Origin of the sequence: Bacillus sp. m3-13 (assembly GCF_000175075.1) — a bacterium.
Lineage (GTDB): Bacteria > Bacillota > Bacilli > Bacillales > Bacillaceae_I > Sutcliffiella_A > Sutcliffiella_A horikoshii_C.
Genome location: NZ_ACPC01000019.1, coordinates 429,636 through 445,331, shown reverse-complemented (window position 1 = coordinate 445,331; position 15,696 = coordinate 429,636). Strand labels below are relative to the sequence as shown.

The 15,696-nt window shown below is 39.4% G+C and carries 13 protein-coding genes; 9 read left to right on the top strand and 4 right to left on the bottom strand.

What is annotated here, in order from left to right:
* Nucleotides 1–5 precede the first annotated feature (5 nt).
* Complete coding sequence (locus tag M313_RS0112765) at nucleotides 6–1,730, top strand: hypothetical protein (protein WP_010195870.1); 1,725 nt, start codon at nucleotides 6–8, stop codon at nucleotides 1,728–1,730.
* Nucleotides 1,731–1,775: 45 nt separating this feature from the next.
* On the opposite strand, the gene M313_RS0112760 is transcribed toward M313_RS0112765, so the two are convergent.
* Both M313_RS0112760 and M313_RS25860 read right to left on the bottom strand, forming a co-directional pair.
* A complete protein-coding gene (locus M313_RS0112760) occupies nucleotides 1,776–4,457 on the bottom strand; it encodes an Ig-like domain-containing protein (RefSeq protein ID WP_010195869.1) in 2,682 nt (893 codons plus the stop codon).
* A 143-nt stretch (nucleotides 4,458–4,600) separates the two neighbouring features.
* On the bottom strand, nucleotides 4,601–4,756 hold the full coding sequence (locus tag M313_RS25860) for a hypothetical protein (RefSeq protein ID WP_010195868.1): 156 nt from the start codon (nucleotides 4,754–4,756) through the stop codon (nucleotides 4,601–4,603).
* Between the two features lie 184 nt (nucleotides 4,757–4,940).
* Here M313_RS25860 and M313_RS0112750 point away from each other — a divergent pair, with 184 nt between their 5' ends.
* A complete protein-coding gene (locus M313_RS0112750) occupies nucleotides 4,941–5,432 on the top strand; it encodes a sigma-70 family RNA polymerase sigma factor (protein WP_010195863.1) in 492 nt (163 codons plus the stop codon).
* Nucleotides 5,425–6,549 (top strand): anti-sigma factor, encoded by a 1,125-nt coding sequence (locus tag M313_RS0112745; RefSeq protein WP_010195860.1) that lies wholly within the window; start codon nucleotides 5,425–5,427, stop codon nucleotides 6,547–6,549. The genes M313_RS0112750 and M313_RS0112745 overlap by 8 nt, the downstream gene beginning before the upstream one ends.
* A gap of 44 nt (nucleotides 6,550–6,593) precedes the next feature.
* Here M313_RS0112745 and M313_RS0112740 read toward each other — a convergent pair whose 3' ends face one another.
* The gene (locus M313_RS0112740; RefSeq protein WP_234946568.1) at nucleotides 6,594–8,327 is read right to left on the bottom strand and encodes a sensor domain-containing diguanylate cyclase; all 1,734 of its coding nucleotides are present in this window, start codon (nucleotides 8,325–8,327) and stop codon (nucleotides 6,594–6,596) included.
* Between the two features lie 107 nt (nucleotides 8,328–8,434).
* Nucleotides 8,435–9,709 (bottom strand): bifunctional folylpolyglutamate synthase/dihydrofolate synthase, encoded by a 1,275-nt coding sequence (locus M313_RS0112735; protein WP_157182464.1) that lies wholly within the window; start codon nucleotides 9,707–9,709, stop codon nucleotides 8,435–8,437.
* A 71-nt stretch (nucleotides 9,710–9,780) separates the two neighbouring features.
* Here M313_RS0112735 and M313_RS0112730 point away from each other — a divergent pair, with 71 nt between their 5' ends.
* The 6 genes from M313_RS0112730 to M313_RS0112710 all read left to right on the top strand — a co-directional run bounded on the left by M313_RS0112730 (nucleotide 9,781) and on the right by M313_RS0112710 (nucleotide 15,416).
* The gene (locus tag M313_RS0112730; RefSeq protein WP_010195854.1) at nucleotides 9,781–11,625 is read left to right on the top strand and encodes a hypothetical protein; all 1,845 of its coding nucleotides are present in this window, start codon (nucleotides 9,781–9,783) and stop codon (nucleotides 11,623–11,625) included.
* Nucleotides 11,626–11,647: 22 nt separating this feature from the next.
* Nucleotides 11,648–12,304, top strand: a complete 657-nt coding sequence (locus tag M313_RS0112725) for a hypothetical protein (RefSeq protein WP_010195852.1) — start codon at nucleotides 11,648–11,650, stop codon at nucleotides 12,302–12,304.
* Entirely contained in the window at nucleotides 12,301–13,074 is a 774-nt protein-coding gene (locus M313_RS23520; protein WP_010195850.1) for an ATP-grasp domain-containing protein, read from the top strand. Before M313_RS0112725 ends, M313_RS23520 begins: the two co-directional genes overlap by 4 nt.
* The gene (locus M313_RS26400) at nucleotides 12,983–13,213 is read left to right on the top strand and encodes an ATP-grasp domain-containing protein (protein ID WP_234946565.1); all 231 of its coding nucleotides are present in this window, start codon (nucleotides 12,983–12,985) and stop codon (nucleotides 13,211–13,213) included. The genes M313_RS23520 and M313_RS26400 overlap by 92 nt, the downstream gene beginning before the upstream one ends.
* Before the next feature lie 173 nt (nucleotides 13,214–13,386).
* The gene (locus M313_RS24605) at nucleotides 13,387–14,085 is read left to right on the top strand and encodes an ATP-grasp domain-containing protein (RefSeq protein ID WP_157182463.1); all 699 of its coding nucleotides are present in this window, start codon (nucleotides 13,387–13,389) and stop codon (nucleotides 14,083–14,085) included.
* On the top strand, nucleotides 14,082–15,416 hold the full coding sequence (locus tag M313_RS0112710) for a bifunctional folylpolyglutamate synthase/dihydrofolate synthase (protein ID WP_010195846.1): 1,335 nt from the start codon (nucleotides 14,082–14,084) through the stop codon (nucleotides 15,414–15,416). Before M313_RS24605 ends, M313_RS0112710 begins: the two co-directional genes overlap by 4 nt.
* Nucleotides 15,417–15,696 lie beyond the last annotated feature (280 nt).

Sequence of the window (15,696 nt, the reverse complement as noted above, 5' to 3'; positions counted from 1 at the left end):
TTCTGATGAATGAAAAGGGCTCTAGTTTATTAGTAGTTTTAATCACTGTGACTGTTTTTATGATATTGGGTGTTTCTCTCTTGACCGTTGCTCTTGGTGGTACTCTTCGTACACAGGTTCAACTTGATAGATATGAAAATATATACGAAGGTAAAGAACAGCTCGATTTCCTTATTACTACATTTAAAGAACAAGTGGTAGAGATACCACTTAAAGCGGAAGATTTACCTTTTAAATATCAAGAAACCTTAGATAATATTGTAGATGATCTTGAAGATTACCCTAACTTTATTGCAAATGATGTCACTCACCTTTATACAAATCAGCAGCAAGAGCTTTTTACAAGAATCTATGAATTCTCAGTCGTTTATGGAGAAGCACCAAATATCAAAACCGTGAAGAAAAGAGTGGTTCTATCTCCCGCACCAAGTTTTCTAGACTATGCCCTTGGTTCCTACAGTGTCGAAGAAGATGAAGGGCGACTTAATATCCAAGGTTCTCCTAATGTGGATGGTGATGTAATTGCTAATCATTTACTTATAAAGAATGAGGCAGAATTTATAGATTTAAATGGGCCTGGAACTACTTCTACTCCGTTTACCGCTATTAATGGAAAAGTTGATGTGCAAAAAAACATCAAGATCAAGGATACCCATACTGCCATGGAAGAGCTTAATATTCCAGCAGAATGGCTGCCAACAGATAAGTTGCTTCCAGCCTTTTTTTATCAATTGGCTAAGCCTGATGTTTATTCAAGTAATGAAGACTTTGTTCATGTTGATTTCAAACAAACCTATTTAAGAGTTCTCAATGACCAATTATCACTGCCAGAAGCTGTTTTAACCTCAGACCTTGATAACGGTGATTCTTTGCAAACCATTCGAGATAAGGTAGGTGTCTTGGATGAAAGCCCCTCTCCTCCAGGCATGCAAGGAGATAAGTTTCTGCTTGACATGGAAACGATAAATAGTATAAATGGACCAATTGTATACCATCATCCTGTTGCTATAAATAGTGCGGTCGGCCCTATTGTCATAGACAAGGAGATGGTGATTAACGGAGATTTAGACATAACTGCAGCGTTCAATAACTCCGTTTCCATTAAAAAGCCTCTGGTGGTTGTAGGAGATTTAACTATAGACCTGGCAGATACTCCCGTGGATATCAGCGGTACAGTTGTTGTACACGGAGATATAAAAATCAATGGAAATGAAGAAACTGCAGGTATAGGTAGTGAAAATGATACTATTAAATTTGATAGTGTCGTGTATGCCTATGGGGAAAGCTTTATTTCAAATACTAATATCGAAGGGATTGACGATACCAAACAACTCGTTCTTTTCTCAAATGGGCCTTTGACCATTACACGCATTAATGAGTTCAATGACTTCAACATTGAACAAGAAAATGAGAACATATACGACTTGTCTAATGAAAGTACACCGCTTAAAGCTTTCTTCTATACGGAAGACAAAGCAACCTTATACGGTGTTGGATCGATGTTTTATATCCATGGAGGGTTATTCGCAAAGAAGGAACTGACCGTGAATGCAGTGCGAGGAGATATCGGTCGCAGTACGACAATAACTCCTAGGGCTGCCTTTAATCAGGAAGGAATGAAAACACGTTTCCAAGTAGTTCATGACCCAAATGTACTTGTCAGTCAGGTATCAAGATTGCCTGTAGCAGACAGATTAAGAGTGATAGTAGATGATACAACAATAAAATAAACAAAGGAGCTCCTGAATTTCAGGAGCTCCTTTGTTTATTCGTCATTACCATCTATAGTCATTGGGAGGGTTGCTTCCGCTAGAACCTTCTTCTTCTACCATAACTATGGTAGTGGCACTTATGGAACTATCCTCTGCCGAAGTCACTGTTACCATTACAACCCCTTTAGATATACCCTCTCCATGTCCATTCTGTTCAATTGTATAGATGGAAGGGTCACTGGACTGCCAAACAACCTCCACTTTTATCCTTCCACTTAAATGTGGAGGGTTAATTCTCACTTGGCCTTGAAGATTCAAAGGCTGGCCCACTTTAGTAGTGTATAGGGGTTTCTTGAACTCAAGACTATACTCTGGAATTTCTACCACTCTAATGGTTGCCTGTTTCATTAAAGCCTGACCATCCAATGAAGCAGAGATGGTTACCACACCAGGACCTGTTGCAGTTACTTCACCTGCAGAGTCAACGGTAGCTACTTGAGGATTAGAGGTGCTCCAAGTCAAGCTTAAATCATTGGAACCCACTGACGCTTCGAAAATAGTCTCAATTTGTTGTGTTTCACCAATATACATCTCATCCTGATAGTTAAGAGTGAAGTCGCTCACTCCATTATAGTTAAGGATGACTATTTCATCAAAGGGAGTTCTTATAAATCCTCCATCTGCTCGAATTTGAACGAGTGTTTTACCGTATTCCTTTACGGAATAGATATACTCAGACGGATTTATAGTTTGCCAATGAGAATAATTGGATGATCCCGGTTTCTTAAAGCGAACTTCATATTGACTTTGAGTTGAAGATCCAGGAACTATTTTATCAAAATACACTTCTGCTTCCTGATTAAAAGTGTACTCTCCATTATCTCCTACAGATAACTTACTCTCTGAACCTATTAATCTGGTACCAATCACAGGAGTTAACGGGAATTCTCTTGCTACACCATTAGCATATTTTACAACGATTTGATTTTTTCTTTCCCCAAACTCCATGGAATAGATAGGATTAATAATGGAATTATTATTATCATCACGTAGGGTAAGGGAAGCCCACATTTGACCGGTTCCTTTATTATACTTACTTATATTCCCCGCATGATTTCCACGATATTCCACTATAGGATCGATATCCACATCTACTAATTTAATAATCATCTCTATTTTTTCAATTGGCCTGTTTGTAACAGCGACCGTTTTCATTTGATTTTCATTGTCAACAAAAGTGATAGTAGGATCGGGTAAAGGTTGTGCATTAATACTGTGTATTCCTTTTACTTTCAATGACAGCCTTTCGATTTCTTTTGAGAATTCTATTTTCCCTTGGTTAGAGTTATATTGATTGGTACCAAGATTATAGATGATTTCAGTAGAGCCGTCATTCAGTCGATTTTCTATCATACCATCTTTAAGCTCTACCTTTAAACCTGCAGGTAACTTCTGTTTAAGTTGTATGTTTTTCAAGGAACCCTTGCTCCCGTTTGCTAGCTTTCCATACGGTTTGATGGTGTAGTCTATTAAAAAACTGTCCAAGTTTTCATTATCCACATTTGATTTTTGCAATCTGATTATATCATTACTTTTTGGCGCATCACTTGATAAACTCATATTCAGTTCAAATGAAGGAGCAACTTGATCCTGTACAGATACTTTTACTTCCTGAGAATAGGTGTCCCCTGCTGGTTTGCCTTTAATGTCGGTATATTTCCACTTCACTTCAAATAAGTAATCCCCGCGGGCACTGAACTTTAACGGAAGATTAGGTACTGACACTACCCCTGGCGGCTCACCTACATGATATTGAACACGACCGTTAGATGGAGTAACCATTGCGTATGTATGTCCATCCCTATTTTCCACTCTGACTCCAGGAGCTTCTTCAACCGAAACGCTTTCTGGTATTTTGACTTCAATTACAACATTATTTAAAGAAGGTGTATCAATTTCATTCACCAATGCTTCGAATACTTGATTCAGGTCCGTGCCTCCCGCTTCAATGGCCATTGATTCACCATTGCTTGCTTTGCTTGCTAATTTATCCAAATAGTTGATACTTGCCTCACCGAAACCGACAGAGTACAGGGTGATCCCACTTTCAGCACTAGTAATAGTTTCTGCAACCCCAATAGCATGATTTTTAATATATTCTTCTGCGTGACTTGCAAATCTAATTTTTTTCCCTTCATGCTGGAATGTATCAGGAGTTATTTGGTATGTACTATTTTGAAATATAGTAAAATTTCTATCTTCAGCTTCTTTTCGATCTTTTATATGTTCATACTCATAATCAATCCAAAATCCATCCCATCCTCTATTTTTACAGCTGAAGATTTCTCTTAAACTACACTTTCTTTCATATGTTCCCTCTGGCATGTCTTTTGTGTTTAATACGGTAGGTTCTCCATCCGTTAGAAAGATAATAATCTGTTCCCTTGCAGGATCTTTATACTTCATTAATACTTCCTGCGCAGCTTGAAGTGCTGCACTATAATTAGTTCCGCTAGTTTCACTCATCGGAGCAGTAATTTTTTTCGTTACTTCAACTATCTGATTTATATCCGAGGTGAGTTCTTCTTTATTAAATTTCCGAACAACAACATTACTGTTGAATTCTATTATACTAAATCTATCTTTGTTCACTCTTTCTGAATTAGCAGTATTAAAGACGGTTGCTGCTGTCTGCATAGCTTCTTTAGCCCTTTTCCAGTCGTGTAACATTCTTCTTGAGATCAAATCCCATCGACCCCTGACTTATCAAAAACAAACACCACATCTAATGGTTTTCTTGGGTTTTTCAAGTAGCATTCCTTCCCGAAATAATTCAAAAATTCAATGACGTTCTTTGCAACGTTTTGATTCCCTTCTTTTTTGAAGGATCAATTCTTTTCTAGCTGGTTCCACTTTATTTTAAATTCAATGAGAGCTGGTCGTTGTTGGTTGGAGTGGTCGCTGAAACTGAATTCGGTGAAATCGAAGAAAAATAACAACTGCACTATCAGTATACAGACGGTAAAATGTATAATGTATTTCAAAACTCCCCATCCTCCTAGTAACATTTTCCTATATATCTACAATTATAGCAGAATGGTTTCTACAAAATACAACAATTATTATAGATTTTTCTAGATTTCCAAATTATATTTATTTTCCTTGAAACATTTTTAGACCTCGGCCGTTATTGTTGGTGAAAGGGGGGCCAGATGAAACAGTCTATTGATGATATTTTACGAAGAGCATATGCAGGATATTTTCCGGTACCTCCTTTCTTTATGTAGGGAGCATCATCTTGCGGAAGATCTTGTTCAGGAAACTTTTTTGAGGGCGTATTTATATTTGGAGAATTACCGGGGTGAGGATGTGAAGCCTTGGTTGTTCCGAATCGCTCATAATGTATTTATTGATCATTATCGTAAGCATAAGCGGACCATTGTGAAGGAACAAGGCTTTTTCCAACGACTATTTGGCAAAGGGAAAGGAACAGAGCAGGAAGTCCTCTTGAAATCAGAGGTTGCAGAAATCATGGATGCGATTAGCACTCTCAATGAGCAGCAGGCGCAAGCGATCCTACTCTATGATTATAACAGCTTCACTTATAAGGAAGCGGCCGAAGCCCTGGGCGTAACAGATACATATTTTAAAGTGCTGCTTTATCGTGCACGCCAAAAAGTAAGAAGTATTCAAGGAAAGGAGAACGAAATAAATGAATGATGACTTTAAGAAAAAATTAGAACGTTATGATAAAGACGAAATGACACCCGAAGAAAAGGAAGAGTTTGAAAAAGAAATGAGCGCTCAGGAAGAACAGTGGATGAAGCCCACCCTGGAAAAAACGAAGCAAAGGAAAATATTACGGGCAAGCAAATGGAAGGCGAGGATAAATACTGCACTAACAGTTATTCCTCTCTTACTATTGATTGTCATGGTTTCTTCTTTTTTAACAAACTTCTATTATTACGGATTTTCGGATGACTATAGTCGGTCGCAAAAATTAAGTGATGTTATTAATTTTTCACAAGTAATTACGGATCCTTACGCAAACAAGTACACTGCCGATACGAAAGTTGGAATGTTCTTGAATATGAACGCAACAAAGGAACTACGTAAAACAGTAGGGAAAGAATCCTACCCTATCGGGGAAATGGAAGTTAATTTTCTGTTCTCAAAGATGGGTAATGTAGATAAGAAATTTTATGGTAAAGACGACCAACTTCCGGAGATCCATCACCCTTCCTTACTGTCAGAGTACGGTATAGATTCATCCTCTGAATGGGAAAGGCTTGAAATGCTTCCAGAGGGGACTGTTTCCACCGCTTTCGTGACTTTTGATGAGGTTCTTTCGACTGAAAAGGTGTTTGAACATTTTAAAGGAAAAGATTTGGACATACTTTGGTTTCCCGTCGTAACATCTGAGGAAACAGGGGACCTTTATCCAATATCGAACATTGGTTTTCCTAATTATCCTATTTTCCATAGCGATGATTGGAAGCTTATATCCAAAACAGAAGAGAAATCGTTCTTAAGTTCTTCAAGCTCTGAAACTCGTGCCGCACCAAATTATGTGGAAGGCGATACAGAAATGCTGCACAAATACTTTAAAAAGACACTACGTTTCTTAGCTGACTATCAAGAAGAATTCGATGAAATTCAACAGATGCATGGAGACATCCAAATAAAAGAGGCTCTCTCCTACTTAGAAGATGATGGCATCTCCCATCATGGTGTAGTCATTACCGGACCAACAAAGGAAGTACTCTCATTGAAGGAAGAAGAGTGGATAGGAGCGATTCAAGTGGACGAAGTCGCCTTATGGAATTGGAGTAACTAATAAAAAACTCTCGCCAGCAAATTTCCGGCGAGAGTTTTTTATTTTTATGAAGTTTTCCGATATTCCGCTACTTTGTTCCGTCCAGCCTTCTTTGCCCCCACATACATCGCTCTGTCTGCGTGGCGGATCAAGTCAAGCGTGTCCTCGGCATCGTATGGTGCTGTCGCGAACCCTATGCTTGCCGTTACTTTCACCATTTGAGCTCCTTGCGTTTCTCGGATATGCTGCTTCAAAGCAAAGGATCTTGTGGCTAAGTTCACCCTGATGCGTTCGGCGAGTTCAAAGCATTGGCCACGTTCCATATCTGGAAGTAAAATAACGAATTCCTCTCCACCATAACGGGCAACCGTACCTTTATTGCCAACAAGGGCAGTAAGTCTATCAGCAACCTGCATGAGAATCTCGTTGCCACTTTGATGTCCATACACATCGTTTACTTTCTTGAAGTGATCCAAGTCTAGCATGATGAGTGAGAGAGATTTCGAATGACCTTTGTTTAATTTATCGTATTCTTTATCTAATACACTTTCAAAAAAGCGATAGTTGTAAAGTTTGGTTAATGCACAACGTTCACTTTTCTGTTTCGTTTCCTGATAGTGTCGTGCTTTTTCCATTGCCACTCCAAAGTATGAACAAAGGATATCCACAATCATTAATTGGGATTTATCATAAGTCCGCTTGGATGTGCTTGCTAACAATACCAGTCCTTCAATCTTGTGGTTTCTGATAACCGGAACACACATCAAACTCTCAATTTTTGCAGGAAGATGTGATTTGGACATATGCTTCCATTCTTTTTTCGTAAAATAACAGACGCTTTTTCCACGTTTTAGCATATAGGCCAAGAGCTCTTCATCATCAGTATGCAGGATAGCATTCGCCTCCACACTGTTCTCCTTGTCCATGACGCGAAGGACTTTCATGATTTTTTCGCCATTCACATCAATGATCGCAGCATAATCCACCTTAAAGAGCGTCGAAATTTTATCTAAGAAGACATCCAGAACCCCTTGTGTATCAAGTCTTTCCGTCAACTGATGTCCGACATCCGCAGCTTGCTGAAGATAAACATTTACCTTCTGACTGGAATGATAGAGTTGAAGAATGAGAGTTAGGATGACAAACGGTAGTCCAACATACAATAGTGCAACCGGACCGACTTGCTCATATAGCATGTAGAGAATCAGACCTACAGGCAAGACCATAATGCTTGTTACTGCGTCCCACTTGGTGTCAGGTGTGATGAATTTACTTTTACGTTCATAAATTTGCACCTGGATAAAATAAAGGGCTACTGTATTAAGTGTGAAATAAACGAATTCATGTGCAAGAATCGGTGTAATGACACCTATATTTAGAAGTCTCGTATCACCAGGTGTCCCTCCAAGGAGATAAAAGACGAACCCTGCAATTAAGGATATGCCGGAAAACATGAGCATATTGATAGGAATCCTGAGTCTATTGTCACTGTTGAAGCGCATATAAGCCATCAATGCTAGAACGGAGACTAAGGTCACGATCATTTCAATGAATAAACCGAAGGATAAGAGGGCCGCCAAGGAAACACCCTGCGCCAGAAATAATGGTACCTCTCCGACGACGATTGGAATAAGGGCGAGTATGATAGCTAACACCAGAAATCCAACTATGTGCCACATCGGCAAATCTTCTATCACAACAGGAGAAAGCTGATATCCCAGCCACAAAAAGATGGGTACCATGACAACAAAGCTTGTCCAGATTACCGCTTCTTTTTGGCGACTTACTGCTTGAACCACCAAACTTACCCCTCCCTTCTTTATCCTTTTTTCGACAGACTTTTGCAATAATTAAATATTATCAAATTTTCTAACATTTGTCACAATAAAAATAGGATAATTATCCCTCATTTCTTTTCCCTGCTTGATGTGAGTATAGTCCTAATATCAGAAATGAAATATAAAGAACCGGTTATCAGCAGCACAGAATTGCCATCTACCCTTGATATAGCAGTCTGCAACGCTGTTTTCCAATCCTCTTCAAACTCTTTTTCTTGAAGTTCGCTTACCTGAAAAACATCTTCTGCACGGGCTGCCCTCGGAAAATTAAAAGAAGTAAAAATTATTTCATCTGCGATAGGTTCCAATTTTCGCACCATCAGTTCTATTGGTTTATCTTTCAAAGCGCTGAATAAGACAACTACCCTTTTATTAGAAAAATTCATTTTTATCGTATTCACTAATGCGTCAACTGCCTCTTCATTATGGGCGCCATCAAGAATGATAGGCGGTTCTTTTTGAACTAATTCAAATCGACCAGGATGTTCTGCCTTCAGTAACCCCTCTTTTAACACCCGCTCATCATATTCCATGTCCCATTTATCCGTTAAAAGTAAATAAGCCATGATAGCCAATGATGCATTTGCACCCTGATGATCACCCTGCAAAGATAACTCTAGCTCCTCCAAGTTTTTCTTTGCAGATTGAAAAGTAAGCTTCCCTTCTTTTAAACGATAAGAAAATTCTTCTTCCATAAAATAGACCGGACTTTCTTTCATGAAAGCTTCTTTTTGAATGACCTCTTTTGCAGCTGGATTTTGTTCCCCGGAAATAACCGGAACTCCTCTTTTGATGATGCCTGCTTTATGATGGGCTATCTCCTCAACAGACGACCCAAGAAATCCAATATGGTCATGTCCAACGTTCGTGATGATGCTGAGCGCTGGTGTCATTACATTCGTGGAATCCTCTCTCCCGCCAAGTCCCACTTCAATCAACGCGATATCCACCTTTTTCATTGTGGCAAAATAATAAAACGCCATCGCCGTCTGCAGTTCAAATTCCGTTAAGCCGGCTTCTTCTAAACCATGATTATTAAACACGCGGATGATTTCCACCATCTCTTCATCTGTTATAGAAGTTCCATTGACAGATAGTTGGTCATTGATGAAACGATACGCAGGTGAATGGAAAACCCCTACCGCTAGTCCTGTTTCTTTTAATACGCTCTCTAAAAAGCGCAAGGTGGAACCCTTCCCGTTTGTCCCTCCGATATGTACAATCTGTATTTGATCTTGTGGATTAGCCACTTTTTCTAGAAACTGAAGAATCCTGTCCAGACCAAGATTTATTTCATTTTTTATCGAAAAATTCACTTTCTCTTGTAATTCTTTAAATGACAAAAACATATTAATCTCCTTTTTGCTTATCTGTTAGGTTAAAATGAAAAGTATTAATAACTTGAGGTGGAATTATGATTAATAAACTTCCAAATGCCTTCTCGGTTCCAGAAAACATACGGACAGATTTCTCCAAAAATAAGAGTATGCTTGTTAAACGTTCCATCATGTCGCCATTCAGACAATTAAAACTGTATAAAGGAACATCTCCTATCCTAATGGTCATTCCCTCCACTGACATCAACTTGCTGGCTCTCGGGATAACTTTGCAGCAAGTCTCAAATTGTCACTTGATGGTTCTGAAAAGTTTGACTCCAAAGATAGAAAACAAAATACAACGATATATCGCCCAATACAATATCCGAGGATTGATTGGCGTGGAAGAGAAAGAGAACAACGGGTATGAATATATGTTCAACGATCATTTTCATCCCCTCATAAACTATATAACAGAAAAATACATAGACACAACTGTTCCCAATACCATTTCAACGGAAGAAGATTACTGCCTCAAAGAAAATAAACCATCTGTAAAGTTTTTCATCAATAAAAACGATGCAACCTCTTTTTTGCCTGTACTTCTTTCCTTATTAAAAGTGTTGCCAACCCAAATCGAGCATAATCAAGAACCTTGGATTACAGCTACTGTGTCTGATGCCTTTAAGGTTAGCATGATCACCCCTTTTAACCGGTTGGAATTGACAAGGGAAACGAAAGATCAATGGGGACTCAATGAACATGATTATGTTTTTGTTCTGAATCCCATCACAGGTTTTTTTCGTAAATGCATGGTCTATGAAACGAAGAAGAATTTAGGTGCTAATGAAGTCATCCTAAGTTCCGGTGTTAAGAAAAGTTTGTTCGGTTCATCAGCTGTTGAGCCCATTCTTATCCAAAAGGCAGCAAGATTTCCCGTTCATCATATTCAAACACAGAGTGCCAGTGATGTTCAGTTAAATCGAATCGTTGTATCGGAAAGCATGATGAATAAATTGAAGAGTACGGAATCGCCTTATATCGAATTAATGAATCCTCATACCGGAGCATCGTTTGATTTTCATATTTCTCAGTTAGCTCAACAGACAGGTCTATCGGACGATAAAACGATTAAGCTGAACTATATACAAAGACAGTTTTTAGACTACGAGCAGCCACCAGATTTCATTCCTCCCACCGTCTTAAAGGACCTTTGTCTGAATGTGAGTTTGACAGAGTCCGAACAGGTTTTATTAAAAAACACATATGAGGAAGGAAAAGTTTTGGAGAGGATCAGCTATCAAGAATCCCTTCAACTGAAAAAAGCACTGAAAAAGGCTGGATATTATCATACATTTATGTATCCTGTTAACCATTATTATAAGGAAGCTAAGAGGCTATCCGTAAAAAAGCGAATCAAAAACAAACTACTTACTGCTTTTATCGGAAACAAGCAACTTTCCTTAAAGGTAATCAGGCCATATACATCAGATGAAACAAGCAACATCATCCGTTTGACGAAAAGCACCATGACCTTGCTTGGGATTGAAGAGGCCGATACGGTAATCTTATCTTATCGCAATAAAACCGCGAAAGCGCAAGTTTTGGAGATGAACGACCTGGAGTTAATTAAAGAAACAAACATCATGTCTTCTAGCAGCATGATGAATATTTCCGTTGCAGTTCCTTCCACCATCAGGACTCACTTAGGATTGAACAATATCGGCAAAGTCATCCTTGTGGAACGTGATATGACATTTCTTCTGAAGAAAAATTGGAACATTCAATTTGTCCCGATTATCGCGGTCATGTTCACCGTTCTATCCGTTTCCATTTTTACAACATGGACTCGAATCTTACTGCTCTTACTTTTCGTCCCATTATCAATGTATGTTACGCTATCAAGAGTTCGCTATAGCATCTCCAACAAAAAACAGAGTTAATAACCAAAAGGATGGAGCCCTCATGAATTTTAATCTATGGGAAAAAACATTCATTGAAGAAAGCTTTCAAGGCAATCAAGAAGGCTTTCACTATATCCAAGGCGACCTGCCAATTCTCTTATCTGCTCCACACAGCGTTACGCAGCAACGAAATGGAAAAGAGAAACAGGGAGAATTCCTGACAGGCCCAATGGTCATGCACCTTCAGCAACAATTAAACTGTCATGCCATCTTTAAAACGAAAAATCTGATGGATGATGCCAATTACAATCCTAAAAGTACGTATCGTCATTTTATAAAAAAGATAGTCAATGAACATTCCATTAACTTTCTATTGGATTTGCATATTATGGCACCTTCCAGACCTTATAATATCGACCTTGGCACCGGTAGAGGCAAAAACATCAGACACAGTCAAGGTCCAAAGATTGTTAACCATATACAAAAGACTTTGTTAGCCCAGGGCATCCATGATGTACTTATCGATCATATCTTTACCGCAGGCTACCCACACACGGTATCTGCCGATGTTTCAAAAAGCTGCAATATCTTTTGTTTGCAAATAGAAATGAATTGGAAGTTGCTTGAAAACCCTTCCGATTCACTTTACTTTAAAAAGATTCTTAACGCATTGGAGATCATCATTCATTATCTTGCATCAATGGAGGATTATACATGAAACAACTATTATGCTGGATTATCTATAACGGAAACCTCCCTCAGCAAAAATTTATTGAACTAGCTGAGTGGTTTGATAGGGAAGCTAAAAAACATAACATTTCTACTAAGCTCATGAAAAACAATGACCTGTTTCCAAGCGTGACGGATGGGAAGGCAACATTGGAAGGAGTTCATCACAAGCATGAGCTACCAGATTTCGTTTTTTTCCTGGACAAAGACGTGTTACTTGCCCGCCATCTAGAAAAAATGGGCATTCCCGTTTATAACAGTGCTTCCTGCATTGAAATTTGTGATAACAAATCCCTCACATTTCAAACACTTGCAGATCACGGAATACCGATGCCAAAAACTCTTTTAGCACCAATGGTATTTCATGCTCATGAAAATCTTGAGCCCTTTTACCATGCTGCTGAAACTCTAGGCTTTCCACTTGTTTTAAAAGAAGCTTACGGATCATTCGGAATGCAGGTTTTTTTGATTCAAACCATAGAAGAACTGCTCGCGAAAATCAAGGAAATAGGAAATCGACCTTTTCTCATGCAAGAATTCATCTCTTCTAGCAAAGGCAAAGATATCCGTTTAAATGTCGTGGGAGATGAGGTGGTTGCCTCAATGATGCGAATATCGGAAACTGATTTCCGGGCAAACGTGAGTAATGGCGGGAAAATGTTGAAATATGAACCGACGGCACTGGAAAAAAAAATACGCCATTCGAAGCGCGAAACTTGTGGGAGCAGATTTTGCCGGGGTAGATCTCCTATTTGCTGAAGACGGCTCCCCTCTTGTTTGTGAAATTAACTCCAATGCCCATATCAAAAATATCTTTGATTGCACCGGAATCAATGTCGCAACCTATATCGTCCCACATATTTTGAAGAAATGGAAAGAGACCCAAAATGAAAGCTAGAGGCTGGCTTATATATGAAGAAGAACACGCCAAAAAGAATAAAGCATTTATAGAATGGTTTCTTGGATGAAGCTAAAGAGTTAGACATTGAGCTGGATTTCATCTTGCAATCTCGAATCTCTTTTTGGAATCCAAAATAAATGAATTAGTGATATTACTGGACCAAGAATCCGTTGACTCACCAGACTTTGTCATCATGCGAAACATTGATCCACTTTTTTAATGAACAGCTAGAACGAATGCGCATCCCTTGCTACAACTCCCATCACGTTTCCACTATCTGTAACGATAAGGCGAGGACCCATCAATACTTAGCAGGCAAAGGTATATCGATGTTGGATACCTACTTCATGGAAGCTGACGAACTCCTTACAGGAAATCTGCCTCTTCCAATGCCATTTATCATTAAAACGCGGACTGGCAGAGGCGGTGGTGACGTGTTTATGGTGGAAAATATCGAACAACTGGAGGCAGTACATGCCCAACTCTCCGCTCGTTCCATTATCCTTCAACCACTTGCCGGATCACCTGGTAAAGATTTACGAGTGTATATATTAGGGAGTGAGGTCGTTTGGGCTGTGCTTCGCTCAAATAAAAATAGTTTTAAAGCCAACTATACACTTGGTGGACAAGCATCGGCTTATTCGCTGAACGAAACAGAATTGATTGTCGTGAACAAGATTATCGAGCAGTTTGATTTCGGTCTTGTTGGCATTGACTTTTTATTTGATGAAGATGGTCGTCTCCTTTTTAATGAAATAGAGGATGTTGTCGGTTGCCGGACATTATGCGTAACAAGCGACATCAACATTGTAAAAAGATACTTAGAATTTATTTTACAAAAGCTTGGATTGGGAGGGGAACCCACATGACTTTTCTGACCATGAAAGAAGCTGTTCCTTATATCTATTCCTCCTTGCTTAAAGCAAAGCCTTTTCAAAGCATGGAAAATGATGCGGTCACACGAGCACCACATTTAACGAAGGAATTGTTAAGTTGTCTTGACCTTATCCCTTCTAGTGAAAAAGTCATCCTTGTCACCGGAAGTAAGGGAAAAGGCTCCACTTCCCGGATGATGGCAGCAATCCTCCGCAAAATGGGGTTGAAGGTTGGGTTATTTACCTCCCCCCATCTGATTGATTATAACGAGCGAATCCGGGTGAACGGAAAAGCAATTTCAGACGAAATGTTTCTTACTTATTTGAATCAACATGAGCCTATCATTGATAAGATTACAGCTTCTATTGAAAATCCTCAGCATTATCTTGGGCCGACAGGAATCCTGCTATCTGTTGCACTTGCCCATTTTCAATCAGAAGCAACCGACATCAATGTTATTGAAATTGGCCGCGGCGGCACGTACGATGACACGAATGTTTTGGAAAATAAATGGGCTGTTGTGTCTAAAGTTATGCAAGAACATCTAGGGTTCCTTGGGCATTCTTTGGAAGATATTGTCCGGCATAAAGTTGGGATTGTGAAAGAGTCTACGGACCATATAGTGATTGGAAAGCAGTCAGAGGAAACGTTGGAGCTAATGCGTAGTTTGGTTGGTGATACGGCGGCTTTTTTTGGTGATGATTTCTCACCTACGCTCACCTCGGCTAGTTTAAAGGGCAGTACTTTTACTTTACAGACCATGCTTGAGCGGTACGACGACCTATCCCTACCGTTATTAGGATCCTTCCAAGTGGAAAATGCAGCACTTGCGATTCAGGCATGTGAAACAGTTAAAGGGCGCGCGCTCCCGTGTGACTTATTAAAAGAAGCATTATCGGAGTTAAAATGGCCTGGTAGACTTGAAGTAGTTGCTGAGAACCCGACGGTTGTGTTGGACGGTTCCATAAACCGTGTCTCTGCAGCGTATTTAAAAGAGGTGTTGCCACTCGTAAATTCCAAGAAGGTAGTTACTATCATTGCGGTTCCTACTAATAAAGATTACGAGGGAGTCATCAAGGTTTGCAGTGAGTTTTCAGATATACTAGTGGTGACACGTCCTGATAACTCGCATAAGATATTCCCAGATGATGCACTTGCTGTTGCCCGGAAATATCACTCAGATGCCGTGGAAGTGGGGTTGCTATCTGAGGCAGTCGAACTAGTGAGGACTTTTGAGCCTACTCTCATCTTTGTTGTTGGCACTCAGTCAATGATTGGTAGTGCCAAAGAGATATGGAAAGATTCGTTAATGGATATTGGTTAATTGACGCTTCGGCTACCTTTTATGAAGGTCGCTGGAGCTATTTTTAATTTCTGGAGAGGTGTTGGGTTCGTTTTTTTGGAATTCTTTTAGGAGATAGGTTTTGGAAATCAGTGTTGGCAGAGCTTGGACATTTCCCAGACGACCTTCTACATTTCCCAAAGCATCTTCTACCACTTTAGTGAAATCTTCTACCTTAAACGAGCGAGTTTCTACCGTTTAGCCGCCACCTTCGACCATTAATCATTTTTCGACACACTCATCCGTCAACACAGACCGCATT